This window comes from Aquimarina sp. MAR_2010_214, assembly GCF_002846555.1.
Taxonomy (GTDB): domain Bacteria; phylum Bacteroidota; class Bacteroidia; order Flavobacteriales; family Flavobacteriaceae; genus Aquimarina.
The window spans coordinates 2603939-2629997 of sequence record NZ_PJMS01000001.1; the positions used below are offsets into that span (position 1 = coordinate 2603939).

The 26059-nt window shown below is 30.7% G+C and carries 26 protein-coding genes; 13 read left to right on the forward strand and 13 right to left on the reverse strand.

All coding sequences use genetic code 11. The annotated features are described in order from the left end of the window. The first annotated feature begins 6 nt into the window (after nt 1-6). Genes ATE84_RS10955 through ATE84_RS10965 form a run of 3 tightly spaced genes read left to right on the forward strand, consistent with a single transcriptional unit; the run spans nt 7 to nt 6170 of the window. On the forward strand, nt 7-1536 hold the full coding sequence (locus ATE84_RS10955) for a GH3 auxin-responsive promoter family protein (RefSeq protein ID WP_101447988.1): 1530 nt from the start codon (nt 7-9) through the stop codon (nt 1534-1536). A gap of 13 nt (nt 1537-1549) precedes the next feature. Further along, complete coding sequence (locus tag ATE84_RS10960; RefSeq protein WP_101450978.1) at nt 1550-5260, forward strand: metallophosphoesterase; 3711 nt, start codon at nt 1550-1552, stop codon at nt 5258-5260. 10 nt (nt 5261-5270) lie between these two features. Then, on the forward strand, nt 5271-6170 hold the full coding sequence (locus tag ATE84_RS10965; RefSeq protein WP_101447989.1) for a DUF6268 family outer membrane beta-barrel protein: 900 nt from the start codon (nt 5271-5273) through the stop codon (nt 6168-6170). A 2-nt stretch (nt 6171-6172) separates the two neighbouring features. On the opposite strand, the gene ATE84_RS10970 is transcribed toward ATE84_RS10965, so the two are convergent. From ATE84_RS10970 to ATE84_RS10995, 6 genes are all read right to left on the reverse strand, one after another. Continuing rightward, nucleotides 6173-6769, reverse strand: coding sequence for a porin family protein (locus tag ATE84_RS10970; protein ID WP_101447990.1), 597 nt, complete (start codon nt 6767-6769; stop codon nt 6173-6175). Nucleotides 6770-6931: 162 nt separating this feature from the next. Continuing rightward, nucleotides 6932-7519: a porin family protein gene (locus tag ATE84_RS10975; RefSeq protein ID WP_101447991.1), complete on the reverse strand. Its 588-nt coding sequence runs from the start codon at nt 7517-7519 to the stop codon at nt 6932-6934. A gap of 149 nt (nt 7520-7668) precedes the next feature. Further along, complete coding sequence (gene cls / locus ATE84_RS10980) at nt 7669-9090, reverse strand: cardiolipin synthase (protein ID WP_199176875.1); 1422 nt, start codon at nt 9088-9090, stop codon at nt 7669-7671. 559 nt (nt 9091-9649) lie between these two features. Beyond that, complete coding sequence (locus ATE84_RS10985) at nt 9650-9982, reverse strand: hypothetical protein (protein WP_101447993.1); 333 nt, start codon at nt 9980-9982, stop codon at nt 9650-9652. A gap of 215 nt (nt 9983-10197) precedes the next feature. Then, nucleotides 10198-10380, reverse strand: a complete 183-nt coding sequence (locus ATE84_RS10990; RefSeq protein WP_101447994.1) for a hypothetical protein — start codon at nt 10378-10380, stop codon at nt 10198-10200. A 19-nt stretch (nt 10381-10399) separates the two neighbouring features. Then, nucleotides 10400-10564 carry a DUF1328 domain-containing protein gene (locus ATE84_RS10995; protein ID WP_101447995.1) on the reverse strand — a complete coding sequence of 55 codons (165 nt, stop codon included), beginning with the start codon at nt 10562-10564 and terminating at the stop codon, nt 10400-10402. A 208-nt stretch (nt 10565-10772) separates the two neighbouring features. Here ATE84_RS10995 and ATE84_RS11000 point away from each other — a divergent pair, with 208 nt between their 5' ends. From ATE84_RS11000 to ATE84_RS11010, 3 genes are all read left to right on the forward strand, one after another. After that, a complete protein-coding gene (locus ATE84_RS11000; protein WP_101447996.1) occupies nt 10773-11816 on the forward strand; it encodes an AraC family transcriptional regulator in 1044 nt (347 codons plus the stop codon). Nucleotides 11817-11994: 178 nt separating this feature from the next. Further along, entirely contained in the window at nt 11995-13014 is a 1020-nt protein-coding gene (locus ATE84_RS11005; RefSeq protein WP_101447997.1) for an AraC family transcriptional regulator, read from the forward strand. Nucleotides 13015-13150: 136 nt separating this feature from the next. Then, entirely contained in the window at nt 13151-13465 is a 315-nt protein-coding gene (locus ATE84_RS11010; protein ID WP_101447998.1) for a YdhR family protein, read from the forward strand. Nucleotides 13466-13467: 2 nt separating this feature from the next. Here the strand turns inward: ATE84_RS11010 and ATE84_RS11015 are convergent, their stop codons facing one another. After that, nucleotides 13468-14169 (reverse strand): SOS response-associated peptidase, encoded by a 702-nt coding sequence (locus tag ATE84_RS11015; protein WP_101447999.1) that lies wholly within the window; start codon nt 14167-14169, stop codon nt 13468-13470. A gap of 241 nt (nt 14170-14410) precedes the next feature. On the opposite strand from ATE84_RS11015, the gene ATE84_RS11020 reads away from it, so the two are divergent. Beyond that, nucleotides 14411-15421 (forward strand): helix-turn-helix transcriptional regulator, encoded by a 1011-nt coding sequence (locus tag ATE84_RS11020; RefSeq protein WP_101448000.1) that lies wholly within the window; start codon nt 14411-14413, stop codon nt 15419-15421. Nucleotides 15422-15739: 318 nt separating this feature from the next. On the opposite strand, the gene ATE84_RS11025 is transcribed toward ATE84_RS11020, so the two are convergent. The 5 genes from ATE84_RS11025 to ATE84_RS11045 form a co-directional block, all read right to left on the reverse strand. Then, nucleotides 15740-16189, reverse strand: a complete 450-nt coding sequence (locus tag ATE84_RS11025; protein ID WP_101448001.1) for a PA2169 family four-helix-bundle protein — start codon at nt 16187-16189, stop codon at nt 15740-15742. A 772-nt stretch (nt 16190-16961) separates the two neighbouring features. Continuing rightward, entirely contained in the window at nt 16962-17390 is a 429-nt protein-coding gene (locus tag ATE84_RS11030; protein WP_101448002.1) for a PepSY-like domain-containing protein, read from the reverse strand. A gap of 90 nt (nt 17391-17480) precedes the next feature. Further along, nucleotides 17481-18512 carry an AI-2E family transporter gene (locus tag ATE84_RS11035; protein WP_101448003.1) on the reverse strand — a complete coding sequence of 344 codons (1032 nt, stop codon included), beginning with the start codon at nt 18510-18512 and terminating at the stop codon, nt 17481-17483. Nucleotides 18513-18538: 26 nt separating this feature from the next. Beyond that, nucleotides 18539-19420 (reverse strand): mechanosensitive ion channel family protein, encoded by an 882-nt coding sequence (locus tag ATE84_RS11040; RefSeq protein ID WP_101448004.1) that lies wholly within the window; start codon nt 19418-19420, stop codon nt 18539-18541. Nucleotides 19421-19901: 481 nt separating this feature from the next. Next, nucleotides 19902-20483, reverse strand: coding sequence for a hypothetical protein (locus tag ATE84_RS11045; protein WP_101448005.1), 582 nt, complete (start codon nt 20481-20483; stop codon nt 19902-19904). 301 nt (nt 20484-20784) lie between these two features. On the opposite strand from ATE84_RS11045, the gene ATE84_RS11050 reads away from it, so the two are divergent. The 6 genes from ATE84_RS11050 to ATE84_RS11075 all read left to right on the forward strand — a co-directional run bounded on the left by ATE84_RS11050 (nt 20785) and on the right by ATE84_RS11075 (nt 25847). Continuing rightward, entirely contained in the window at nt 20785-21504 is a 720-nt protein-coding gene (locus ATE84_RS11050) for a flavodoxin family protein (protein WP_101448006.1), read from the forward strand. A 9-nt stretch (nt 21505-21513) separates the two neighbouring features. Then, a complete protein-coding gene (locus tag ATE84_RS11055) occupies nt 21514-22794 on the forward strand; it encodes a DUF2254 domain-containing protein (RefSeq protein WP_101448007.1) in 1281 nt (426 codons plus the stop codon). Between the two features lie 21 nt (nt 22795-22815). After that, complete coding sequence (locus ATE84_RS11060; RefSeq protein ID WP_101448008.1) at nt 22816-23418, forward strand: DUF2652 domain-containing protein; 603 nt, start codon at nt 22816-22818, stop codon at nt 23416-23418. 153 nt (nt 23419-23571) lie between these two features. After that, entirely contained in the window at nt 23572-24078 is a 507-nt protein-coding gene (locus ATE84_RS11065; protein ID WP_101448009.1) for a Dps family protein, read from the forward strand. Nucleotides 24079-24115: 37 nt separating this feature from the next. Next, nucleotides 24116-24583, forward strand: a complete 468-nt coding sequence (locus ATE84_RS11070) for a hypothetical protein (RefSeq protein WP_101448010.1) — start codon at nt 24116-24118, stop codon at nt 24581-24583. A gap of 199 nt (nt 24584-24782) precedes the next feature. Further along, nucleotides 24783-25847 (forward strand): helix-turn-helix domain-containing protein, encoded by a 1065-nt coding sequence (locus ATE84_RS11075; RefSeq protein ID WP_101448011.1) that lies wholly within the window; start codon nt 24783-24785, stop codon nt 25845-25847. Nucleotides 25848-25851: 4 nt separating this feature from the next. Here ATE84_RS11075 and ATE84_RS11080 read toward each other — a convergent pair whose 3' ends face one another. Then, complete coding sequence (locus ATE84_RS11080; RefSeq protein WP_101448012.1) at nt 25852-26055, reverse strand: DUF6327 family protein; 204 nt, start codon at nt 26053-26055, stop codon at nt 25852-25854. Nucleotides 26056-26059: the final 4 nt, after the last annotated feature.

Consider the following 26059-nt stretch of genomic DNA (forward strand, 5'->3'; position numbering starts at 1 on the left):
AGGAAAATGGAAATCATAGGATCAATAATAAAAAGCGCAATTGATTTAAAAAGTGCGCTAACTTCAGAGTCTAATCATATTGAAGCGCAACAAAAAGTATTGGAGATGCTATTAAAAATAGCTTCTAATACAGCTTTTGGTACAACATATGAGTTTAGCAAAATTCTCGAATCAGAAAACATACAAAAAACATACGCAGATAAAGTGCCTTATTTCGACTATCATCAGTTAAAGGAACAATGGTGGTATAAAGTAATCGCAGGAGAAGAAGATGTTACCTGGCCAGGCTCACCTGATTATTTTGCGCTTAGTTCAGGGACTACAGGTAAAAAAAGTAAGCGTATTCCTGTAACCAATGATATGATCGAAGCCATTCGAAAAGCAGGAATCAAACAGGTAGAAGCTTTGTCAAAATTTGACCTATCCGCCTCCTTTTTTGAAAAAGAAATTATGATGTTAGGGAGTTCTACTGATTTAAAAGAAAAAGATGGACATCTCGAAGGTGAGATTAGCGGTATTAGTGCCAGCAATATTCCTTTTTGGTTTGAAGGGTATTATAAACCTGGTCGTGATATTGCTAAAATCGATGATTGGGATAAACGTGTGCAGCGTATTGCGGAAAAAGCAAAAGATTGGGATATAGGGGCATTAAGTGGTATCCCATCTTGGATGGAACTAATGCTTCAGAAAGTTATTGAGTATCATAACGCAGAAACCATACATGACATTTGGCCAAATTTGCAAGTATATACTTCTGGAGGAGTAGCTTTTGCACCTTATGAGAAAAGTTTTAATAGCTTATTAGAACATCCGATTACAGTAATTGACACATATCTCGCTTCAGAGGGATTTATAGCGTATCAAGAACGTCCTGAAACCGATGCGATGAAGTTGATTACGGATAACGGTATTTACTTCGAATTCGTTCCTTTTCAACCAGAATATATCAACCAAGATGGTTCTTTAAAACAGGATGCGCCTTCTATCACATTAGCAGAAGTAGAAACCGATCAAGATTATGTTTTATTAATGAGTACCGTTTCTGGTGCATGGAGGTATATCATTGGGGATACTATAGAATTTACTGATGTAGCGAGAGCTGAAATCAGAATTACCGGGCGTACTAAGTTTTTTCTAAATGTTGTAGGCTCGCAATTATCGGTAAATAAAATGAATACCGCTTTACGCCAAATAGAAGAAAAATTTGATATCGAAGTCCCAGAATTTACACTGGCGGCGACTCGAATTAATGATGAGTTTCATCACCATTGGTATTTGGGCACAGAAACTTCAGTAGAAAATAACATATTAGCAGAAACGCTCGATGAGGTACTTAAAAAAGCTAATAAAAATTACAAAGTTGCCAGGAATAAAGCATTAAAAGGAATAAAGGTGACTACTGTTCCATCATCAACTTTTTCAGAATGGAGCGGAGCACAAAAGAAGAAAGGTGGGCAAGTAAAAATGGAACGCGTGATGTCTGAAGAGAAGTTTGCCGAGTGGGAAACTTTTGTTTCAGAAAATATTTCAAACTAAAAACGATCTATATATGAACTACAAATACATAGCACTTACGATACTTACTGTTTTAGTTTCAGGTTGCGCGCTTTATGAACCAAAATACAGAGAACCTTTTGATGAATCTGTTATACCCAAAGGAAATGAAATAGAAAAAACTTTTTATCTAATTGGTGATGCCGGATATGCAAAGCCTGGCCAAAGTACTCCGGCACTAATAGCCTTAGAAAAATATTTAGAAGATCATAAACAAAAAGGAAATTACACCATCTTTCTTGGCGATAATATTTACCCAGATGGGATGCCAAAAAAAGATGAAAAAGATCGAAAACTGGCGGAGCATAGATTAGATGCTCAGATTGGTGCTGTTAATAATTTTGATGGGCAAGTATATTTTATACCGGGAAATCACGATTGGTATAATGAAGGCTTGAAAGGATTGGAGCGTGAAGAAAAGTACTTTGAGAAGAAATTGAAGGATAAAAAGGTATTTAGACCATCAAAAGGTTGCGCATTAGAAAGCATTGAAATTACAGATAATATCCAACTCATTATTTTAGACTCACAATGGTATCTTGAGGATTGGGATAAACATCCGACGATTAATGATAACTGTCCCGAAATCAAAACCAGAGAAGCTATGTTTCTTGAAGTTGAAAGTGAATTTAAGAAAAATCAGGATAAAACAATTCTTTTTGCCTTACATCACCCATTATATACTAACGGAGTACATGGTGGTAAATATGCACCCGTTAAACACTTATATCCATCACAAAAAAAAGTACCTGTACCAGTTTTAGGATCATTGGCAATGCAAATCCGTACTGCAGGAGCAATATCTACCCAGGACAACCAAAATAAACAGTATAAATCCCTGGTGCGACGATTAGAAACACTTGCCAAAGGATCAGAACGAATTATTTTTGCTTCAGGTCACGAACACTCCTTACAGTATATAGAGCACAAAGGAATCAAACAGATAGTTAGTGGGGCAGGAGCCAAAAATTCGTATGCTACCTTAAGTAATGATGGACTTTTTGCATATGGAGGTCAAGGCTTTGTGAGACTAGATGTCTATAAAGATGGTTCTTCTTGGGCTTCATACTATGGAAGTGAAAATAATGAGCCTAAACTACTTTTCAGGAAAGAAATTTATAAAGAAATTCCAGAGTACGATGTGAGCGTAATTCCTGAAGTAAAACAGCAAACTATTGCAGCTTCTGTGTATGAAAAAGAAGGTACTGATAAAACTGAATTTTATGAAAGTATTTGGGGTGATCATTATAGGGATTTATACGGAAAGAAAATTCAGGCTAAAGTAGCCATTTTAGATACACTTTATGGTGGGTTAGAAGTGGTGAGAAAAGGTGGAGGGCATCAAACTAGATCTTTACGGCTTCAGAGTAAAGAAGGTAAGCAATATAATATGCGAGCACTGAAGAAAAGTGGTGTCAAGTTTTTACAATCTACAGTTTTTCAGAATAATTATGTAGAAGAATCCCTTGAGAATACTATTTCAGAAGATATTTTGCTCGATTTTTATACAGCTGCGCACCCTTATATATTTACGGTTATTCCAGAGTTATCTGATGCAGTAGGTGTTTTTCATACCAATCCAAAAGTATATTACGTGCCAAAGCAGCAGGCATTGGGAAAATATAATAGCGAACACGGTGATGAATTATATATGATTGAGGAACGACCAGAAGAAAATCATAAGGATCTAGTTTCTTTTGGAAAACCTGATGATATAGAAAGTACATCAGATGTTTACGAAAGGCTGCGTAGAGATGAAAAATATAAAATTGATGAATCTGCTTATATACGAGCTAGAGTTTTTGATATGTTGATAGGCGATTGGGATCGTCATCAGGACCAATGGCGATGGGCTGAATATGAACTAGAGAATGGAGATCATATTTTCAAACCTATTCCCAGAGATCGAGATCAGGCATTCTCTAATTTTGATGGAGGCTTCTTAGGTACATTGAGAGGTCTTATGGGATTTGCAAATCAATTTCAGGTGTATGATGATGAATTAAAAGACGTAAAGTGGATAAATGCATCTGCTACAAGGTTGGATCGTACACTCATTCGGAATAGCGGTAGAGAAGAATGGTTAAAGCAGGCAAAATTTATACAAGAAAACCTCACAGATATAGCTATAGAAAATGCTTTTCAAAATATTCCTTCTGAAGCAAAAGGAGAAGACTTGAATACTATAAAGAGAAATTTAAGAGGAAGACGACAAAATATAGTTGATATAGCAGATCGGTACTATAATTACCTTACCAGTTTAGCCATCGTTACAGGAACAGATAAGGATGATCTCATTCATATAGAACGTATGAAAAAAGGAAAAACTAGAATAACAGTTTCTAGAATCAAAGATGGAGAAAAAGGAACTATAGTAAGCGATAAGACCTTTGATAAAAAAGACACTAAAGAAATCTGGATTTATGGGTTGGATGATGATGATGTCTTTGAATCGAGTGGAAAAGCAGATAATCCAATTAGAATCAATATTATTGGAGGACAAAATAATGATATTTATAGATTCAAAAAAGGACGTAAAATTACTGTATATGACCATAAAAGCAAACCAAATACGATAGAGAAAAAAAGAGGAGCCAAAATTCGATTTACTGATAATTATCAAATCAATAATTTTGATAAAAATGAAGGTGTAATAACTACTTCTTCAGTATTACCAGTTATTGGCTTTAATCCAGACGATGGTATTCGTATAGGACCAATGGCAGTATATACGATTAATGGTTTTCATCGTAATCCTTTTTCAAGCAGTCATAGCATTTCAGGTGGATATTATTTTGCCACGCAAGGTTTTGATCTGGGATATCGAGGAGAGTTTGCTGGTATACTAGGGGATTATAATCTATTGATTGATGCAACATACACCAGCCCAAATTTTGCTGCAAACTTTTTTGGTTTCGGAAACGAGACTGAAAATAATCAAGATGAATTGGATTTTGATTTTAATAGAGTAAAATTAAGCACCTATGGAGCGTCACTGGGAGTAGTTAAAAATGGACGTTTAGGTAGTTATTTTGAATACAAAGGTTCTATCGAAGGTATAAAAGTAGACGATACTCCTGATCGTTTTATAACTCAGGAAGCAAATCTACAAGATCCTGAAACCTTTGATCGTAAATGGTTTGCTGGATTAGATGGAACTTATCGATACGAGAGTTATGATGTAGTAGTAAATCCAACACGCGGAATGAAGTTTGAAGTCAATGTAGGAGGAAGAATGAATGTTGAAGAGACCGATAGAACTTTTGGATATATCAGACCTTATCTAGGATTTTATAATGCGCTAACTCGAAACCGTAAACTGGTTTTAAAAACTGCAGCACAAGGACAATTTAATATAGGAGAAAACTATGAATTTTATCAAGCAGCGCAGCTAGGAGCCGATCATCTATTAAGAGGATATAGAACAGAGCGTTTTACAGGGCAATCTTCACTAGCCGGTAGTGCAGATATTCGATACAGTTTTAAGCAATTTAAAACCAAAATTTTACCATTGCAAGTAGGTGTATTTGCTGGTGCAGATACAGGTAGAGTATGGTTATCTGATAATGATACATCAGATAAATGGCATAGCGATTATGGCGGAGGATTTTGGATCAATAGTGTTAATGCGATGAGTGGAACCTTTAATCTATTTACAGGAGAGGATGGAGCTAGATTTTCATTTTCTTTTGCATTTAAATTTTAAAAAATAATATATGTTTTATAAGTTTATTCTATTTCTTACCATGCTAATTTATACAACTACTATTCAGGCTCAGGTATCTGATCTTGCAAGGTTAGAATATACTTATTTTCCGCAGCGTAATAGTGATAATTCCTTTAGGAGACTTAGAGCATTCATAAAGTACCCAATCAAGTTAAACGATCAAGGGAGTTATTTGGTGCCAGGAATTGAATATCGTAATGTAAACTTTATATACAGGGATGACACTAATTTTGACACCAACGATTTAGAACGATTTAGTTCTTTTGAAGGGAATTTAGCATATACTTTTAAATTAAAAAATGATTGGCGTTTTGCTTTAGAGGTAGGAGCTATTGTTGCTTCTAATTTTGAAATGAATAGAATAGATACTGAAGATGTATTGTTTACCGGTTCTATATACTTTGTGAAAAATAAAAAGGAAGATCCCCTTGTAGATAAACCATGGAGATTGATTCTGGGAATGCGTTTTTCTACTACTGCGGGTAGACCTTTTCCTTTGCCTTTTATAAATTATTATAGAAATTTTCGTCCTAATTGGTCCTTTGTTTTAGGAGTTCCAAAATCTAACATTAAATATTGTTTTAAAGAGAAAAACTTTATACAAGGCTTTATTACGTTAGATGGTTTTTTTGCTAACATTCAGAACAATCGAAGTTTTATAGACATAGCAACCTCAGAAGAGAAAATAGCTAATAACATTTCTATGACCATAGTACTCTCGGGACTTGGATATGAAAGATACCTTACCGATCATTTGGCGTTATATGCCTATACAGGATTTACAATTATAAATAATATACGATTACGTAACGATAATCAGGAGGATATATTGACTATAAACGATCAAAATAGTTTATATCTTAGGGCAGGGTTGAAATTTAAGATATAAATTTAATAAAACATAAATCCGACACCAGCTGATAACACAGAATTGTGTATTTCTGAATCATCGATAATTTCTGAGAAACCATAACTATATCGAGCTTGTATAAAAAAACCATTTTTAAATTTATATTCTATACCAGAAACTAATTGAAAATCAAATCTGTTACTAGTATTTGTGTTTAAATCGAGTTGACTTCTTACTAGATCAATGCTAGCTTTTTCATGAACCTTGAATCCTAGTTGTAGACCTCCTTGTATATTAAAACCTTCAAATAAATAGGCTTTTGCCAAAACAGGTACTTGTATGTATCCTATTTTTAGAACTCCTTGCTTTGTCGTGGGTGATTGCTCAAATTCAAATCCTTGTCTTGAATAAACCGTTTCTATCTGGAATCCAAATTTTTCAGTAAGCATAGCCTCTATAGCAAATCCAACATAAAAATCGATTATAAACTCTGGGTTATCAATATTCTTAGCACTTACTGTCGCAAAGTTAACACCTCCTTTAAAACCCAATAATGCAGATTGTAAAGGGCGATCCTGGGCAAATGAATTTATACAAAACAAAATTGTGGCGATCAGAGGTAAAAGTATTTGTTTCATTTTATAATATCTATAGTTGATGCTTGAAGTTAATACCAATCTCACCGATTAGTTAACTCTAATCATATATTGTTTAACCCTTCTGAGATTCTGAACTACAAAAAAAGACCTACCAAATCGGTAGGTCTAATTATTTTTATAGTATGAAGTGGTTTAAATTTCCTAAAACATAAATCCAATACCAGTAGAGAATACTGAATTATGCGCATCAGTATCTTCAACTATCTCAGAAAACCCGTAAGTGTATCTTGCCTGAATAAAAAATCCATTAGTTAATTTAAACTCTGCTCCTGCGGCTAGTTGAAAATCAAAATCTTTGATTTGATCAGTGTTGAAATCACCACCATCTCCTGTAGGGTCAGTATCCACCTCTTCATTGATCTTAAAACCAAACTGTGGCCCTGCGTGTATGTTTAACCCTTCAATTAGATAAATTTTGGCCAGAATAGGAACTTGGATATAATCAATCTGAAATTCTGCCTTTGGAGTGAGTAGTGTTTCTTCAATATCAAATCCCTGCCCAGAATAAAATGCCTCTCCTTGTAAAGAAAACCTATCAGAGATAAAGCTTTCTGCAACCAAGCCTGCATAAAAACTGGTTCGAGATTTAGGACTTTCGAAATCATCACCTGTTATAGTAGTAAAGTTAACTCCTCCGCGAACTCCTAATTGTATTTGTTTGTCAGAATCCTGCGCTATGGTAGTAGCACTACATAAAATAATACTAAAAAATAGAATTGTTTTTTTCATCTTTTTTGAGTTTTGATTATAATTTTTGTTTATCCAAAATTACTTTTAACTCCTAGTATGAATTAACCCATTTAACACTGTTTTTGACTCATTAGGCAATAAAGATAAGGTTTAACAAGTTTTAAGAAATCGGGGAATACTTGCCTTAATTATAATAAAGGGCTAAAAAAACGTGCGATACCCTCGGATAGTTTTCGTTTTAATGATCTTTTTTTATAGGTTTCATAATTTAATAAAACACTCTCTTTACAATCAGCAATAAAGTCTGTGCAGATACTTTCTGCGATTTGGGAATCATAAATTAAAGCATTGGTTTCAAAATTATGCTCAAAACTTCGATGATCAAAATTTCCCGAACCCACCGATGCAATTTCACCATCCATAATAATTACTTTACTGTGCAAGAAATCATCTTTTTGTTGGTAGATTTCGATCCCTAAAAACAATAATTCTTCAAAAAATGATAGCATACTATATTTTGCTAACCAGGAGTCTGATTTTTTTGGCACTAATAATTTAATGTTTACTCCACTTAGTGCTGCTATTCTAAGGGCTTCTAGCATCGCATTGTTTGGAATAAAATAAGGGTTAGAAATATAAATGTATTCCTCTGCGAGATTAATCATCGTAATGTATTGCTGCATAATCGAGGGATGGTCTGCATCAGGTCCACCAGCTACAATCTGTACCACTACATCTCCTTGTTTTTCAATTTCGGGGAGGTAATTATTGGTTAGTAATAACTCTTCGTTACTTGCGAAATAATAATCTTTTATAAATACTCGATGTAGGCTATCTACGGCCGGACCATTTAAATACAAATGTGTATCATCCCAAATGCCTAGTTCTGATTTAGGGCTAATATATTTGTCCGAGATGTTAACACCTCCAGTAAAGCCAATTCTACCATCTATAATGATAATTTTTCTATGATTTCGATAATTTAAAGTAAATAAAAAACTTCCAAAATGTAATGGCATTATTGGATATACATTTGCCCCTATATCTTTAAGTTTTTTAATAGCTTTTTTACGAAGAGCGTAGCTACCTATGGCATCATATAGAATTCTTACTTCGACATTATTTTTTAGTTTTTCTTTTAATAGAGAGTATAGTTTATCAAATAATTCTCCTTCTTCAAAAATATAGTATTGTAGATGTATAAATTTCTCTGCTTTTTGTAAAGCTTCAAAAATAGTATCAAAAGTTTCCTTTCCATTCTGTAATACAACGACTTCATTTGCAGGTTGAGCAACAAAATTGGAGCTACTTCGTAATAATTTTGATAGTTTTTGGTTTTTCTTATTTTTAAAGTGAACCTGTTGCTCTTTTACAGATTTGCCTCGATACGTATTGTCATATAAACGTCTTCTTACGGTTTGTTTTAATTTGAAGAACTTTAACCTTCTGCGATTGATACCAAAAACAATGTATAACACTATCCCAATAAAAGGGAAGATAAGGACAATTAGAAGCCAGCTTAATGATTTGATAGGTCTTGAACCGTAAAGAATGATGTGTAAAATTGATAGTATAGTTAGAATACAATATAGGCTAATTATAATGATCATATTGATTTTTCTTTAAGGTGAATTGAATTTTACGTCTAATTCTGAATAAGTTACTGTTTGTATTGGATTACTAAAACTAAATGTAATAATATAATTTTATTAAAAGTAAAAATTAATAAGTTAAGGGGGGCATTTAAACATAGAAGTGATTTAAACTTTTTTCAATTCGCTATAAAAATGCTCTTTTTTACTCAATTTTTGTCTTTTTCTTACTTCGTAGCGCTGCTATGAAGTGCAATCCCGAGTACTCGGGACAATTGACCAAAAAACAACTATTTTTCGCCAGAATCAAAAAAGTTTATACCACTTCATATAAAATCATTCTAGTTTACAACCGGAACAGGTTAATAGGTGTTTTTTTCAAATATGATTGATTTAGTGAAGAAAGATTTAGTATCAATTAATACTTCTTAAAACAATTTGACTAACGCACAATTTGTGAGAAACCTAGATTTTTAAATTCTGAATTGATTCAAAAGAGTTTCTAAACTAAAAAAAATAATACTATAAAACTTGAATTGAGAGAAATGATTGGTTAATAAATATGGGTTATTAATATTTAGAGAAGATTATCTTTATCTGAAACATTTTCTTCAGGAATTTCGTTGAAAAATATAGTCGGATTTGAGTTTTCTATAGAATTATTATTTAAAATAAAAGTTCCTCTTGATCCATCAATGGTTTTTAGAACAAATAATATAGAGGTGTTTTCAGGATTTTTAGCACCTTCAAAGAGATATCTTGCGATTACAAATACTTCATTTGGTTTAAATTCTTTCGAATCTGAAACATCAATGAGTTTACCTTGATCTAATATGTAGTCTGAAGTATAACCTTTCCTTTTGTAAATTTCTAAGTATTTATTTTCGTTGGCACCAAAATTTGATTCCATTAATCTATAATTTATGATCTTAAAAATGGCAATAAAGTAAAAGTGCATTAAGAAAAAAAGAAAAATATAACAAGTGTTGCTACTTTTCTATATTTAGTTTTATAAAAACGCTTTTTTTAAATCTTAACATAGCTAAGAATCTATTAGTGATTTAGTGCAAACAGGTAATTACTTACGAATTACCTGTTTGTAAAACTGTTTTTACCTTATTATGATTAATTGTCATCCGTTGCATCTTCGACAGCATCTTTAACTTCTTCTGCTCCATCTTCTACTGCATCACCCACTTCTTCTACTGCATCTTCTACTTTTTCTCCGGTAGTTTTCTTTTCTCTACAACTTATTGTAGTTGCAGCTATTATACAAATTGCTGCAAATGATAATAATACTTTTTTCATGATGTTTATTTATAATTTGTTATGCTTTGAATCTTTTACCAAATATGAGAGATAAAATAAATAGTACTATAAATATGAAAAATAAAATTTTAGCAATACTGGCAGCTCCTGCTGCAATACCACCAAAACCAAATACTCCTGCAACAATAGCTAGAATAACAAAGATAATAGTGTAACGTAACATAATGATTGTTTTTAATTAGTAATGGCTCTATGTTTAAGAGCGATTTGATTATCAAATCTTTACAATGTAAATTTCTTAAAATACTAATTAGTCTATTAACTGTATCACTAAGATTGTTAACTCCATTACAGCATATCATGTGTTTTTTGTCTGAATTGATTAAATTAGAACTACCTTTATAAAAAATGCCAAACAATACTTAAAATAAATGAAGAAAAAAATCAAAGTACAGGATTGTCTTGTGAAAAATGTAGTTATTGATTTGGCTAATAGTCTAGGTATAGATTATGAAAATTCTAACCACGAATATTGTGTAAGACTACCAGAGGAATATGGTTCGGGATATATGAAATCTTATCAGTTTGATTTTGGAGTTGGTATTGTCGAAACGGATTATTTGCTAAAAAAAGAGTTTAATTATCAATTGGAGAAAGGAATTATTCATCCTTTAAAAATTATGTTCAATCGGGAATCTGGTTTTTATCATAAGTTTGAAAATAACGAAGAATTTCACGAGGTGCGTAGGCTTGAGAATGTAATGATTTCTAGTACTTCTAAAAACAATCACGTTTTTAAAACTCCAGCTAATACCCCTATTTGTATTTTTAGTATTGAAATCAATAGAAAACTATTTGAAGAAAAAATAGAGTTATTTTTACCTAATATGAATGAGGATCTTATTGAATTGTTCAGAGATGTAAATGGGATCAATCAATTTTACTATAAGAATTATTATAGTCTTGAGATTTCTAAATTTATTTCAGAATTCACAGAATGTGAGTTGACTGGTTTTATGCGGCAAGTATACCTCGAAGGTAAGGCTTATGAGATATTAACTCATCAACTACAACAGTACCTTGATGACCTTAACGAACCAGATAAAAGATTGATTCTACGGCAAGCTACTATTGAGAGTATAGAAGATGCTGTATCTATAATTAGAGAAGAGATTGACAGTATTGGTAATATAGTAGATATTGCAAAACGCGTGGGGCTGAATCAAAACACATTGCAAAATGGCTTTAAACAACTCTATAAAACATCGGTAAATGAATATATTAAAAACTATAGAATAGATACCGCTAAGGACTTACTTGAATCTTCGAACCTTAACATTACCGAGATTACTTACAAAGTAGGGATCAACTCCAGAAGTTATTTTACTAAATTATTTAAGAAACGTTTTGGAGTTACTCCAAAACAATACTTAAATCAAGTACGAAATAAAAAAAATAATACCAGATCAGCATAAAACGGTTAAGGTTAATAAAATATTTAATAGAATTCTTTTTATCTGTAGAATTTCACTATTTAAAAAATATTAAACTAATCAAAAGTGTTATTATATGTTTCAAAATTGTTAATCTGTTTACTCTAAATCTAATTCCTTTGCTCAAAACAAAAAATACGGCAAAGAATTTAGAAACAGAATGCAAAAAATTGAGATACATAGCATAGATGGTGCAGAGATTTTAGAACAATTAAATATTCATTTGAAAGGTGAATTAACCGATCAATGGGGAGAATATGTTTTAGAGTTTGATAATGAACTAGGAAAAGGAATTGTACGCAGTATTGCCTTTGATTGGGGAGTTTCTTTGGTTGACTATGATGTTAGTTTTGTTCAAGATACTAAAATTGTATTCACTATTGAAAAATCCAATCCCATAGAATTCATTTTTATATCTGAAGGTAAACTCGATTATACGAATAATACAGGGGAAAAACCATATACTTTTGAACGCTATCAAAATATAATAATATCTACTAATAAATTCTCTAAAGAGACTTATGTTTTTTCAAAAACCACAGCTATCAAGGTTAATTTTATTTATGTCTTACCAGGTGAGTATACCAAAAAAAAGAATAATAATTTATCATATCTAAGCAAGAGTTTATTTTCTGCTTTTAAGGAAGAAAATGAAATATCACCATATAAACATTATGGTAATTATAATCTAAAGATAGCCGATCAAGTTAAACAATTACAGGAAAGTTATGAAAGTGGTATTGTACGTACACTTTCGATCGAGGGGCAACTCAATTTGATTTTAGCAATGCAGATGCTGGAACATAATAACTATGAAAATGGTTTAGCATTGCCAGAGTCACTTTCAAAAGAAGATATCAAAAAGATTCATAACTTATCAGGATATATTATTGATAACATATCAGAATCATTATCAGTACAATCTTTGGCAACAAAAGTAAGTTTGAGCCCTAAGAAATTACAGCTTGGATTTAGAGTTCTATATTCTAAATCGGTAAATGAATACATAAGGCAATTAAAACTAGAAATATCTAGAGACTTCATAAAAAATACTGATGATTCTATTTCTGAAATAGTATATAATATAGGTTTTAAAAGCAGAAGTTACTTCTCTAAGATTTTTTTTGCACGATATGGAATTCTACCCACAGATTACAGAAAGAAGATCAAAACAAAGTAATGACGTCAATAAATTACTTTTTTAGGTTAAAATATATCTGTTTTTTTATTTTAATTCGCTTAAAACCATAGGTGTATATTGCTATGGGTTTTGACTAAAAGATAAAATTACCCCAATCTTAATCAGAACTATATAAATGCAGGACAAAAAGGCAATTGTTAATCTTAGGTGTAAATCAAATTTACCTACAGAAGAAATTTGTAAACTATTAGATAGGCGAAAACACCTATTGAAAAATACAAAAGGGTTAATTTCATTATTTTGTTATATTAACGAGGAAACCAATACTATTGGAGGAACTTATATTTTTAAAAATATGAAATTAGCACAACAATATCTTGAACAGTTTTTAACCGAAGGTTTTGGTCCAAAATATGGAATAATTCCGATGACATTAAAAATCGATATTGGCTGTTTGAAAGATGAAATACAAGGAGGTAATACAGAATAACATTATAGTATAGGGATACCTTGATAATAAACAGGATCAAGCATGGAATCATAAGATATATTATTCTTAAAAAACTCTTTGGCTATAGGGTGTGCTTTTAATTTTAGAGTATTGTCGAGACCTAGAATATGACTAATTTTCCTTATGTCGGCTTGTGAATCTAGCCAAATGTTACTTAAGTTATCAGGAATAAATATAGGCATCGAAGCATTAAGATTTTGGATTTTGTTTACAATACCTGTAGCTTTTGTCGTAAGGATAGAGCAAGTAATAAATCCGTCATCTAGTGTATTATAAATCCCAGCTATATAAAAAGGTTTTTTGGATTCTAGATATACATAATAAGGATAAAGAGAACCGTTATGTAAGTGATATATAAAAAAGCCGGTTACAATAATTTTACAACGTCTTTTATGATAAGGCTCTTCAAAAATTCCATTAGAATTTAAATTTTCTTTAGGAACATTTAAGGTATCTAAAGCTTTTTGAAAATCAGACCATTCACCCTCATAATTATAAGGTAGAAGTCCCCAAATTGCATATGATATATGATCTGGTTGATCCATTGTGATTACAGATAATGTTGTTTCTTGAGTGCCATCAATAACAGAATTAGGGGTGTATAACTTAGGGAATTTGTACTTAATACCTAACTCCTTTTCGATGAGTTGTCTCTCTGCAATATTTGAAACTTTCTTATGCATATATCCGAATTACATAATGCAAGTAAATAAAAATAACGTGGTTAAATTATCTCGTATCATTTAAATAATAACGCATTCAATAAGCTAAACGTTAAAATTTAACAATTGTTTGCTGATTAGCACAATAGAGGTAAGCAAATATCGAAAAACGTTAAACAATTGTGTGTTTACTAATTATTTTTGTCTTAGATGACTGATTTAACTGTTTGATAGTCAATTGTTAATTATTAAAAAGAACATTATGAGTAAAATAGAGAATGATTTGTTTGGCATTCCTTATGAGTTAAATGTTCTTAAAGAACATCTTCAAGGAAATATTACAATAGATTATGATATTCATACGCTTACTATAGAACCAATGATAGGGAACGGACAAGTACGTTACACGAATTTACAAAGTGGTTTACATACGTTCGATTTTAATTTGAAACTACATAAAGATATTGAGATTCCTATTGATTCTATTACATCAGAATCTATTCAGTTTTTGTATTGTTTAGAAGGTTATTGTTATCATCAATTTCAAACTTTCGAAGAAATCACACAAATTGAACAATTTCAAACCGCTGTTGTACATAGTGATAAAGGTTTAGTCAGCAAAATTATTATTAGAAAAGGTGATCATTTGAAGTTTAATATCATCTGTGTAAATAAGAAAAAGTACTTTGATAAATATAGTAAAGAAGATAACCCATTTGGTAAAAAACTTCAAGTTTTATTGTATGAGATAGGAAATAAATCAAAACATTTTCATTTAGGTAATTATAGCATGAAAATTGCTGAGCAATTAAAATTGTTATTTGGAATCGAGCATAGTAATGAAATTTCTGAATTTTTATCACAAAAGGGAAGGTATTATCTTGTTCTTGCAAAGCATATTGAACAGTTTCAAGCTGAAATTGAAAACACATCTAATACAAGCGGACTTCTAAAAAACGAGTTGAAGTTGATTTCTGAAGTTAGTGATTATATAAAAGAATATCCAGAGGTGCAGCACAGTATTAAAACCTTATGCCTAAAGTCTGGACTTTCTCCTGCAAAGTTACAAGAAGGTTTTAAGTTTATATTTGAAAGGACCGTTTCTGATTTTGTTAGGAATGTACGAATAGAAAAAGCAGAAAAACTCATTAAAACGACAGATTTAACTATTTCAGAAATTGTATATTCTATAGGGTTAACTAGTAGAAGTTATTTTTGTAAAATATTTAAGAAAAAATATCACTGTAGCCCAAAAGAGTATAAGTCTAAATGATGAGGTGTTAGTCCCCTATACTCAATATCTTTGATTAGTATTTTATACTATAAGAAATTATTGTATACTCTTATTCTTTGACTTATACATCAAGAAACTGGTACAACAAAATAACACATATAAAAAAAGAAACCACACAGAAAAAGACTACATAATGCCCCCCATTAAGACTCTTGCGTTTTTTAGTGTTTTTTTACGCTTAATTCTTGTGATTTCTTTTATTTACAAAAATCCCCAGAAAACTTATCTATAATTTGAAAACAAATAAATTTCCCAGGTAATTTTTTTATTATAACTTAAATAGAGATAAGTTAAATATTATTTTAGGTCTTCTAAAGTTCTTATACCAGACAAACCACTAACGATTTTATTTTTTTGTGTTGTTAAAACAACTTGTGTACTTGGAGGCAGAGAAGTTTCAGAGAGCACTTCATTATATTCTTTTATTGACGCTTCTTCACCCCGTATAGCTTCTTCTAGCATTGCTTCTTCATTGTCTCCAGAAACTAACGATTTTATATCCATCCAAGTTCTATGTAAATTTCCGGTAATACTACCTCCTTTTTCAATTTCTTGCCCAAAAGATTTAATTTCTGTCTTTAATTCATGCCCAAAGTCATAACGTTGTTGAGCCTTTTGGTTAAAGTAGTTTTTTAAAGAAGAATGATTTACATTTTCTGAGGCCTTCTTGAAACCTTTTTCTGCATCGTATGTCTTTTCTAATAAATTATTTAACTTGTTTCCTACTTCTTCAGTATATGTTTTCATAATGTTAAGGTTTTAAATTATAGGTAGTTCTTTATAGATGTGTACCCTTTAACATCTTAATTATGTTAGTGTGGTTAGGTAATTATCCTTGTATGTTAGAATTTAGTTGTTGTCTGATTTTCTTTTAAAAGATCTTTTTGATATTACGACTATAATACCAGATGTAAACCCACTAACGAACATTAGTATTAAATGAAGCCCCATATTTCTATACTTATATCTCGGTTATTACATTATAAAATTACTGATGTTTTAAGGCTTTATTTTGTTCAAAAGAAGTAAACATTAACTCATTTACTATTTTAACATTTTATTAAAAAAATACTGATATTTGGAAGGTTTTTTGAGTTAGTTATGTAACTAACAACTTTATATATATAACTTTTGAAATGATTTAAAAAGAGTTGAAATGAGTTCATTATAAAAAAGCGGAGGCGATTCGTAATGTAGAAAAAGGAAATATGGTTTCGTAGACAAAAAATTAATGTTTTTTACACACAAATAAGCTTATAACGATTATAATAATCCCGAAAACATAGTTACATTAGGAATTGTTATTATCTAGTATTTGAGTACTTAAACCATGAGTACCAGAAGTTTTTGGTACTTATAGCTTAAATATATATCCTATAAGGGCAATTTATCGTATATTAAAAGGATAGGTTTTATTAATTAATCATGTTTTTTTTTGATGATTTAATGAACTATTCGTAGAAACTTACTTCTTAGTTATTAAATAAATTTTTTAGGGATATAAAACCTTGAGATAAGATTAATTAATAATCTTTCCGTTTTTATTAAACTCAATATCTTGTTTTTTTCCATTAATTTTAAATTCAACATCATAAAATCTACCTTTTAAATGATGATCAACTTCTTCTATTTCTATGATTTTATAATCATCAAAATCTCGCTCAATTTTTTCTTTTACAGCGTTAGGTAATTTTTTCTTTTTTATATTTCTTTCAGTTTCGATCCATTTCCCAGAAGAGTCAAAATCTGCACGATAATGTTTCCCTTTTATTTTAAAGTTAGATTCATAATATCCATTTTTATCTTTATGCCAATCTGGATCATTTTCATCAGGATATTTTTCTTTAAAAGATTTTTCGACTGCAGTAGGAACTTTTTTCTGAGCAACCGAGCTACAACTTATGGTTAATAACATGAGATATGGTATTAAAAATTTTAATGTTTGCATTGTTGTTAGTCTTTAGTAATTAATGTTTTAATGTAAATAAAGTAGTATCATTTTTCTATTATATAGAAGTGTTTTAATATAATTTTTCGCTTATAACTTTTCCTCACCTGTATAATCTGACCTGCCATATTCAGATTTATAAATTTGAACTACAATATGAAATAAACTAATTAAGAGTGGGCCAAAAATTAGCCCAATAAACCCAAATAATGGTACGCCAATGATAACACCTAATAATGTAATTATAGGGTGCACGTTGTCTAATCTTTTTAAAATATACAATCTAACCAGATTATCAGAAGAACCTACAATTAGTAGGCCATAGGTTAAAATTCCCCATGCCTGAAAAGTATGCCCCATAGAGTGTGTAATTATAAAAACTGATAATATTGCTACCAATGTACCAATAAATGGGATCATTGACCCTACAGTAACAATGATAAACCAAAAAAAAGGGTCTTCTATACTAAAAATCAAAAAACCTATTAATGCTACAACTCCTTGTATAATAGCAACTAATGGGATGCCAATGGCATTAGATCGCACCATTTTCTGGCTTTCATCACTTATAATTTTTAAATTATCTTCGTTAATAGGTATATAATCAAAAAGAGATTCTCTTAATTTTCTTCGGTTTGTAAGCATGTAGTATAGTAAAAAGTACATAATTCCGATAGAAATAAATACATTAAATGTACCTCCAGCAAATTTTTGTAAGTTTTCTGTAACCCATGAAGCAATTGCATCTGGATCCATTTGAGTACTAATATCATACCCTAGCTGGTTTTCCCAGGTATCTATACGCCCTTTTAGTGCAATAGCGATTCTTTTAGAGTTTTTAGTAACATCACCGATTTTATTACCCAACATAAATAAGGTTCCAGTAACGGGCATTAATATACCTACAAAAGAGCCGGTCATCAATGTAATCGCAGCAAGATCTGGATGCCATCCTTTTTTTATTAATTTCACCATCCACCTATGTAATATTACATATATAGTGATGGCTCCTAATACACCCGAAAGATAAGGTAAGATTTCTCTAAAAATGAGTCCACCAATTAAGAAGATAAGTAATAATACAAATATCTGGCGTATGATGTTAGGGCTAATACGTTTCACTTATAATTTTATTATTTATAGTTATATTATGATTTCTCTTTTATCAACTTAAAACCTTCAGGGAAATCTAATGTTCGTATAGGGAATGGGATATTAATGTTATTTTCATCATATGCTTCTTTCATTAACATCATGGTTTCACTTTTGGCCTTAACTACTTCTAGAGCTGAGGTAGAATTTATCCAAAAACGAAGTTCATAGTTAATTGAACTATCTCCAAATTCTCTCCATAAGAACAAAACATCATCCTTTTTCTGTACTGCTTCAAAATTAGAAACTATGGTTTCTTTTGTGAGCTTTTCGACAAATCGTAAATCTGATTCATATCCAACACCACACTCTAGGATGACACGGGATTGTGCAGTAGTTGAATAATTTTTAATTGGGTTGTCTACTACCAATTTATTTGGAATATATACCAAATTATTATCTACTTGTTTAATAGTAACGGCACGTAGATCAATGTCAATAACCTCTCCTTCAAAATTGTTGGTTTTTATCCAGTCTCCAAATTTGATATGTTTGATATAGGAAAGAATAATTCCAGAGTAGGTATTGGCTAATGCTCCTTGTAGTGCCAAACCAACAGCAAGACCAGCTACCCCAGCACCTGCAAGAATAGTGTTAAGTGCTTTATCTAAATTAAGAATACCTAAAATCAGAAATAATCCTACAATAACTACTGCTATAGAAATAAATTTTGAAATCAGATTTTTCATTGACGGTTGAAGCCTACTTCTGTCAAGTATTTTACGTGCAAGTTTACTAATGTATTTTGAAGCGATAAGTGCTACAATGAATACCAAACTAGCGATCAAAATATTAGGTAAGTTTACAACAATAGAGTCCAGCCAAGATTCTAGTTTATCATACATTTTATTCCAGGCGTTGATTAGTTTATCATTCATTTTTTTAATTTTAGTTATTTAATGTTTTTAAGAAATGTTGGGGTGGAACTCTCTAATAGTTTTAAAATAGTATGTTCTAAATTGGTGAAATAATACTCTAATTGATCATGAGTATTAATTTTACTAAATACTTTTATAGACTGATCTTCATAAGATGATACTAATAAGTGATGTATATATGATATTTACAATATATATCTTATTAATACTAGTCATAGCAATATTGTAGATCTCTAGAATTTTTTTTATATTTATATTGTGTTTAGTTCTAATTTCCAAATCCATTAAATTTTCAAAAAAAAACTATAGTCACAATCAAAGTTTTGGAATCTTTTACTGCAAAAAGATTACCATTAATGTTATGAAAGTACTTGTAGACCATACTGCTTTGGATACTGTGTTTTTAGAATAAAAATGACCTCTTCAAATATCTAAAGAGGCCATTTTGTCAACTAACCATATCTATCTGGAATTAGATATATTATTTAGTGAAAATCACCTTAGGTTTTTTTAAACCTGATTTAAAAGTATTAATGTCTTTTACATATTTGAATTGATCATTGAATACTCTGTCTGGTTTTTTACCTATAATAATATGTTTTACGTTAAGATCGGGAGCATTAAGAATTACACGATCAGATACTCTTAATTTTTTATCACCCAGATCTTGATCTAGTTCTTTTAATTCAGAAATGACATATAATTTATCATTAGCTGCAATAATCTTTTTAATGTCGATAGAATGTTCTTTGTCTGTAACTTCTGCTTCCACAGTTATTGTTAATTCTTCTTTCTCTCCAGAATTGGGCATATCGACATCAATATAAGGTACTTCAATTTCTTCTTCCTCCATGACTACTACAATTTTTGGGATCATCACTTTTTTAGTTTTTGTCCCTATATTAACATCAGCCCAATCCACATCAAATGTTGGGAGTTGTCCTGCCTCGGTATCTACATCTACATCTACATCTACATCAGGCAACTTCGTTTCTTTCTTTTGTTGAACATCACAACTACTTACTAAAAGGATAATCATCAGTAATCCTATAAAATTTTTCATAATAAAAAAGTTTTTTGTTTTAAATAATTATAAGGGCTACCTGATAATAACACATCACACTTGCTCTAATGATATATATTTATACGTTTTAAGACTGTAAGCAGCCCTTATTTGTGTATTACAAAAGTAAGTGCGATATTTTGATAAGTTGTGCGCATATACAATTTTGATTGACTGTTTTGCTAATGGTTTTGTGTATTGATTTCTAAGCTTAAAATTTTGAATTGCGTTAATAATAATAGTATTTAAGCACCGTTTTTGTATTTAAAATCATTTCTTTTAGAATTCTAAAAGAAATGAGATGGAAGACTTAAATAAACCAGATTTTTCAGGGTTAAAAGCACTTTATATTAATTGCACATTAAAAGATTCTACACAACAAAGTCATACCGAGGGGTTGATGAAAGTATCGATGAATATTATGGAATCTGAAAGTGTTGCAGTAGAATATTTACGGTTAGTAGATTATGATGTAGCCTATGGCTTAATACTGGATATGAAAAAAGAAAGAAAAGAAAAAGATGACTGGCCTGATATTTATGAGAAAGTGTTGAATGCGGATATCCTTATTATAGGTACCCCAATTTGGCTAGGCGAAAAATCGTCTGTAGCAACAAAATTAATTGAGCGGCTATATGGGATGAGTGGTGAAACGAATAAAAAAGGACAATATGTTTATTATGGTAGAGTAGGGGGGTGTGTGATTACTGGTAACGAAGACGGCATAAAACATTGCGCGATGAGTATTTTATACGCATTGCAACATTTGGGATACAGTATACCACCACAAGCAGATTGTGGATGGATTGGAGAGGCTGGGCCGGGTCCAAGTTATTTGGATAAAGAGTCTGGTGCTAAAAACAATAAATTTACCAATAGGAATACTACATTTATGACTTATAATTTACTTCATTTGGCTTCTATGTTAAAAGTTAATAAGGGGTATAATTCTTATGGTAATTCTCGAGAAAAATGGGATGATGGTACATGTTGGAGTTTTCAAAATCCAGAATACAGATAGTCGTTATTTATGAAAACTGCGCTAAAGTTTTTGAAAAAATTAAAAAGTACTATTTTTAGTAGTATAGCCTTTTATCCAGTGTTGATTAGCGTAGCTTTTTTACTTCTGGCTGTCACTTTATTATTAATTGAAAATCTAGAAGTAGTAAATGCATTTAAGAAAAAAATCCCTTTCTTAATTGTTCAAGATCACGAAACAGCAAGAACCATTTTATCTACTTTATTCGGAGGGATTTTATCTCTAACCGTTTTTAGTTTTACAATGGTAATGGTTGTTCTAAATCAGGCATCTACCAATTTTTCTCCCAGATTACTACCAGGATTAATTTCAAATAAAAGACATCAGATTATTCTTGGATTTTATATAGGTACTTTATTATATACTATTATTTTATTAATGTCTTTGGGTGCCTATGGTCCTTCAAAAAATGCTTTTGGTTTTTCTATTATGGTCTCGGCCAGTTTGGGCGCTTTATGCATAGGCCTATTCGTTTATTTCATTCATAGTATTTCACAAGCGATACAGATCCACAACATTATTAACAGGATATTTGCCAGAAGTAGTAAGTTATTGAAAGAAGAGAAAGAACAGCAAAAAGATAAAGATTTTACAAACTCTACTATTTTAAACAATAATTGGGACTTACTTACAAGCCGTAAAACCGGATACTATAGATCATTTGATATTTCTTTATTAGAAAATTCACTAAAAAAACAAAAAAACATAATTGAGATTTTGCCCTATGCAGATCAGCACATCTGGGAAGGAGAACCAATACTAAGAGTAAGAGATTCATTATCTGAAGATGAAATAGAATCGTTACATTTCTGTATGTATATTTTGTCTAATCGTCATGAAGATGATAGTGGTGTTGGCGGGATGATTAAATTAACCGAAGTAGCTGTAAAAGCATTATCGCCCGGAGTAAATGACCCAGGAACAGCTATTAACGCTATTTCAAAGCTCGGACAGCTATTATCACAAGCATTAAAGATTGAACCTAAGACTTTAGAAAAAATTTCGGGTTGTGAAATTTTGATAATTCATACTAAAATTTCTGCAGAAGAACTTATGAGAATTGTAGTGCAACCTATAAGAGAGTATGCAAAAACAGATAGCGCGGTAGCTTATGAATTAATGTCTGCTTTGATATATATATGGAACACAAAACAGGTTTGTACAAATTACCTAACCGCCATATCTAATGAAATAAAGGCACTTGAGATTGATTTAAAGACAAATATTAACAATAATCAAGATCTAAAACGTATCTTAGATTTAGTAGAATAATTTCGATGAAATAATACAATTATGGAAGCAGAACCTACATTGATTTGTATCCCCGATATTAGTGGATTTACTCGTTTTATGAGTTCTACAGATATAGAACTAAGCTCAAAAGTGATTCCGTCACTTCTCAATAAAGTGATTTACGCCAATAAACTTGATCTCAGGGTTTCAGAAATTGAAGGTGATGCTATTCTGTTTTATAAAACCGGACGGTTACCTACCTTTACCGAATTAGTATATCAATGTGAATTATTCTACACTGAATTTTATAAACAATTAAAAATATTACGTAAAAAGTACAAGCATGAAAAAGGAGGGGATAAGATTCCTGAAATTTTGGGCTTAAAGATTATACTTCATTACGGAAAACAAATAAGTGCAGTACCTATTGGTAAAAATATTAAATTAATGGGTGAAGATGTGATTATAGCCCATAGACTGCTTAAAAACAAAATTCCGATAGAAGAATATATTTTACTTTCAGAAGATCTACTGTCAGAATATAAAGAAGAGACAATCGAACGTAATTTCAGGTGGGGCGAGTTGCATGACCGTGAAACCGAATACCAACATATTGGAGAAGTTAATTACCGCTACATTAATTTGAAGCCTATATTAGAATAAACTTTTCTTTTTCCTTCACTATTGACAATTGAGTTAAGATAAATAGTAAATGAGCAAAAGAAGCCGTTTTACTTGAGATATCTTTGTATTGAACAAAAGGAATACTACTTCTTTAGTTCAATTTCAATAAAAAATTAATCTTAAAAAATTGCTATGAATTATTTGAATATGAATGAGAAAAAGCTTTTACCAGTTGTATTAGAATTAAATATTCTACTTGCAGATTATAATTTGTATTATCAAAAACTAAGAGGTTTTCACTGGAATATTTTAGGAAAAAATTTCTTTGACCTTCATCATAAATTTGAAGAATTATATAATGATGCTAAAATAAAAATTGATGAAATCGCAGAGCGTATTCTAACATTACAGCATCACCCGATAAGCCAATTTAAGGAATATATAAAAATGGCTACTGTAGAAGAAACTATACCATTAATGAAAGATACAGAGATGGTCAAAGAATTATTAGAGGATCATAAAAAATTATTAACTCAGATGAAGGTAGTGTTAACGCACGCAAATGAAGCAGGTGATGAAGGTACTATTGATATAATAGGAGCTTATATTAGAGAATTAGAGAAGCTAAGCTGGATGCTTAATGCTTGGTATAAGAATACAGCTGACCAATTAGATACTAGTTTGATAAAAGAATCATAGAAACAACAAAAAATAATAACCATTTAAAACTTACAAAATGAAGATAATTAAATTTGTAATAACACTACTAATAACTTTTTCACTTACAGGAGCCGTAGCCCAGGCTAATAAAGAAATTTTAAAAACTCGAATCACCAAAACGTATGAATTTAAAAAGGATGGTAAAACTATTCCTTACCGAGTGACTGTATATAAAACTGCAAAATCTGAGGTTGTGTTAGAAAAAGCTGATAAAGGAAAGTTAAATCAAGATAGAAAAATCACTCCAGAACAAGTCACTAAGTTAATTTATGTAGATAATGACATGTATAGCGATTATGATAAATATATTGTATTGCGTTATACCAAGGACGCTAATGATAGTTTCGAATTAAAGCCTACAGATAGAGGTTTTAAAGTAATAGTTGATAAGAAAAATGTAGAGTATATTTTTGGAGAAGGAGTGTATTTTGTAAATAATGAAGATAAAGATTTCTTTTTTGTAGATGAATTTGACTCGATTTAAAAGCTCTATCCAAGTATAAAATCAAATAAAACTCCTAGACTAGGAGTTTTATTTGATTTTATAGGATTCTAAGTTTAATAATACTTTTTTTTTAATGTATCTTAACAAGATATTAGATTTCAGAACATAATTAATTTATTTTTGTTTATTATATTTGATAAAAAATTAAACAAAAATAAATTCACAATCATTTTAAAAAATGTTAACAAAATCAACAACCGCCATAGAAATTAATATCACTGCTAAGGATACAGAAGGAACTGTTAGGCAGATTCAAGATGTTATAGGAGGGAAAATAGAGGAGCGGTGGGGAGAGTATACACTTATAGTTAATAATCTTAATGCACATGGATCAATTAGGTTTATTACTTTTGATTGGGGAGTAAATTTGTTAGAATATGATATTATATTTCATAAAGAGTTTATGTTGATTATGGATGCTTCAGAGTATAACCCTATTCATTTTACCTATTGTCTTACAGGGCATTGTGGACATCGATTTGGATACCAAAATGAAATACATACTTTAGAACAGTTTCAGTCTGTTATTGTTACCAGTCGAGATGGTGGATATAATTATGGTTATTTCCCGAAGGGAGAAAAATTAGAAATTAATGTAATACAAATTGCCAGAAAAAAATATTTAAAAAAAAGGCTTAATAATGTATCTCAGCTCAATGAAAAACTGTATCGGGTTTTTATGGATGAGGATCATGAGAAAGCTTTCGCTTATTTCGGAACGTTTAATCTAAAACTTGCAGATCAGATAGGAGCTTTGCGCAAAATAAAGCAAAAAGGGATGATACGAATTTTAAAGATAGAAGGTATGGTCTACCAAATTTTATCTACACATATCCAACAACATGATCGTGCTATAAAAGAAAAAGTATTACCTACAACACTTTTAAAACGAGAATTAAAATTAATTAGAAATTTGGCAAAGAAAATTATTAAAGACGTAGCAAAAGATTATTCTTTAGAACAACTGTCAGAAGAAACTGGGTTATCGCAAGCTAAGCTTCAGGAAGGATTTAAGTTGTTGTATACTAGGACGGTAACAGAGTACATTCGCCATGTGCGATTAGAAGCTGCAAGAGATTTAATAAGAACAACTGATATGAATATCTCAGAAATCGTATATTCTATTGGATTTAGTAGTAGAAGTTATTTCTCGAAAATTTTTAAAAAAAAGTATGATATTAGCCCTAATGATTTTAGAAACAGAACCGAATTACCTATTGGGGAAGTGATGGGGGTATCATAAAATATTATTTAAACAATCTTTTGATCAGATAAAAGATTCCATATTTTTTCACCGCACTAAGTAATGTCGAAACCCATTGATATGGTTGTAAATCTTCTTTAAATTCAGATTTCAAAAGTTTTATTTCTTCAAGGTTAATTTGCCTTTGCAAATTGAGTTTTCTCAGGTCTTGTTCTATTTCTTTAAAAGAGGTATATGTCTTATCCATAGGT

Bases quoted from the DNA above. Each gene is read 5' to 3' on its own strand.
- ATE84_RS10955 (WP_101447988.1), top strand. From the start codon at position 7: ATGGAAATCATAGGATCAATAATAAAAAGCGCAATTGATTTAAAAAGT.
- ATE84_RS10960 (WP_101450978.1), top strand. From the start codon at position 1,550: ATGAACTACAAATACATAGCACTTACGATACTTACTGTTTTAGTTTCA.
- ATE84_RS10965 (WP_101447989.1), top strand. From the start codon at position 5,271: ATGTTTTATAAGTTTATTCTATTTCTTACCATGCTAATTTATACAACT.
- ATE84_RS10970 (WP_101447990.1), bottom strand. From the start codon at position 6,769: ATGAAACAAATACTTTTACCTCTGATCGCCACAATTTTGTTTTGTATA.
- ATE84_RS10975 (WP_101447991.1), bottom strand. From the start codon at position 7,519: ATGAAAAAAACAATTCTATTTTTTAGTATTATTTTATGTAGTGCTACT.
- cls (WP_199176875.1), bottom strand. From the start codon at position 9,090: ATGATCATTATAATTAGCCTATATTGTATTCTAACTATACTATCAATT.
- ATE84_RS10985 (WP_101447993.1), bottom strand. From the start codon at position 9,982: ATGGAATCAAATTTTGGTGCCAACGAAAATAAATACTTAGAAATTTAC.
- ATE84_RS10990 (WP_101447994.1), bottom strand. From the start codon at position 10,380: ATGAAAAAAGTATTATTATCATTTGCAGCAATTTGTATAATAGCTGCA.
- ATE84_RS10995 (WP_101447995.1), bottom strand. From the start codon at position 10,564: ATGTTACGTTACACTATTATCTTTGTTATTCTAGCTATTGTTGCAGGA.
- ATE84_RS11000 (WP_101447996.1), top strand. From the start codon at position 10,773: ATGAAGAAAAAAATCAAAGTACAGGATTGTCTTGTGAAAAATGTAGTT.
- ATE84_RS11005 (WP_101447997.1), top strand. From the start codon at position 11,995: ATGCAAAAAATTGAGATACATAGCATAGATGGTGCAGAGATTTTAGAA.
- ATE84_RS11010 (WP_101447998.1), top strand. From the start codon at position 13,151: ATGCAGGACAAAAAGGCAATTGTTAATCTTAGGTGTAAATCAAATTTA.
- ATE84_RS11015 (WP_101447999.1), bottom strand. From the start codon at position 14,169: ATGCATAAGAAAGTTTCAAATATTGCAGAGAGACAACTCATCGAAAAG.
- ATE84_RS11020 (WP_101448000.1), top strand. From the start codon at position 14,411: ATGAGTAAAATAGAGAATGATTTGTTTGGCATTCCTTATGAGTTAAAT.
- ATE84_RS11025 (WP_101448001.1), bottom strand. From the start codon at position 16,189: ATGAAAACATATACTGAAGAAGTAGGAAACAAGTTAAATAATTTATTA.
- ATE84_RS11030 (WP_101448002.1), bottom strand. From the start codon at position 17,390: ATGCAAACATTAAAATTTTTAATACCATATCTCATGTTATTAACCATA.
- ATE84_RS11040 (WP_101448004.1), bottom strand. From the start codon at position 19,420: ATGAATGATAAACTAATCAACGCCTGGAATAAAATGTATGATAAACTA.
- ATE84_RS11045 (WP_101448005.1), bottom strand. From the start codon at position 20,483: ATGAAAAATTTTATAGGATTACTGATGATTATCCTTTTAGTAAGTAGT.
- ATE84_RS11050 (WP_101448006.1), top strand. From the start codon at position 20,785: ATGGAAGACTTAAATAAACCAGATTTTTCAGGGTTAAAAGCACTTTAT.
- ATE84_RS11055 (WP_101448007.1), top strand. From the start codon at position 21,514: ATGAAAACTGCGCTAAAGTTTTTGAAAAAATTAAAAAGTACTATTTTT.
- ATE84_RS11060 (WP_101448008.1), top strand. From the start codon at position 22,816: ATGGAAGCAGAACCTACATTGATTTGTATCCCCGATATTAGTGGATTT.
- ATE84_RS11065 (WP_101448009.1), top strand. From the start codon at position 23,572: ATGAATTATTTGAATATGAATGAGAAAAAGCTTTTACCAGTTGTATTA.
- ATE84_RS11070 (WP_101448010.1), top strand. From the start codon at position 24,116: ATGAAGATAATTAAATTTGTAATAACACTACTAATAACTTTTTCACTT.
- ATE84_RS11075 (WP_101448011.1), top strand. From the start codon at position 24,783: ATGTTAACAAAATCAACAACCGCCATAGAAATTAATATCACTGCTAAG.
- ATE84_RS11080 (WP_101448012.1), bottom strand. From the start codon at position 26,055: ATGGATAAGACATATACCTCTTTTAAAGAAATAGAACAAGACCTGAGA.